The organism is Streptomyces anandii JCM 4720, assembly GCF_014650655.1.
Lineage (GTDB): Bacteria > Actinomycetota > Actinomycetes > Streptomycetales > Streptomycetaceae > Streptomyces > Streptomyces anandii.
Map to the genome: position 1 here is coordinate 449,653 of NZ_BMVJ01000004.1, position 554 is coordinate 450,206.

General features: G+C 72.0%; 1 protein-coding gene and 1 pseudogene. One reads left to right on the top strand and one right to left on the bottom strand.

Annotated elements, in window-relative coordinates; all coding sequences use genetic code 11:
• The first annotated feature begins 30 nt into the window (after positions 1–30).
• Positions 31–252 carry a hypothetical protein gene (locus tag IE249_RS10745; protein WP_189704531.1) on the top strand — a complete coding sequence of 74 codons (222 nt, stop codon included), beginning with the start codon at positions 31–33 and terminating at the stop codon, positions 250–252.
• A 9-nt stretch (positions 253–261) separates the two neighbouring features.
• On the opposite strand, the pseudogene IE249_RS36880 reads toward IE249_RS10745, so the two are convergent.
• A pseudogene (locus IE249_RS36880) lies at positions 262–554 on the bottom strand (MBL fold metallo-hydrolase); the annotation flags it as partial.

Consider the following 554-nt stretch of genomic DNA (forward strand, 5'->3'; position numbering starts at 1 on the left):
CCCTGGCGGAACTCGTGAAAGAAGGCAGCCATGATTCCCCTGTTGCTGATCGGTGCGACCGTGCTGGGCGCCTGCCTGGTGTTCGGCTACAGCTCGTTCGTCGTCGGCTTCGTCCTCATGGGGGCGGGCGTGCTCGGTCTGATCGCCTTCATGGCGACGCCGGGCGCGGTTCTGCGGCCCAATGAGCGGGAGGTGGTCGAGGAGCGCCACTACCTCGGCAAGGGCGACGACCACCGCGAGTACCGGCGGTGAGCCCGGCGGTCAGTCCTCCCCGACCAGGTCGAGGCCGCGCGTTGTGCTCAGGCCGAGTTCCGGGACCGGCCAGGTGCGTGTGAGGGGCGGGGAGACGTCCCGCCACCACGGGTGGGTGGGCAGTTCACCCGCGGGCTCGAAGGGGCGGCCGGGAACCGCCAGGGCGACCGCCTGGCCGACCGCCTCGGCCGAGGCCAGCGTCCATTCGCCGGGCTCGGCCCAGGGGTGGAAGGCGAGGTTGAACGTCCCCCAGTGGATCGGGAGCAGCACACCGCCCGGCCCGCCGCCCTGGAGGTCGAGGT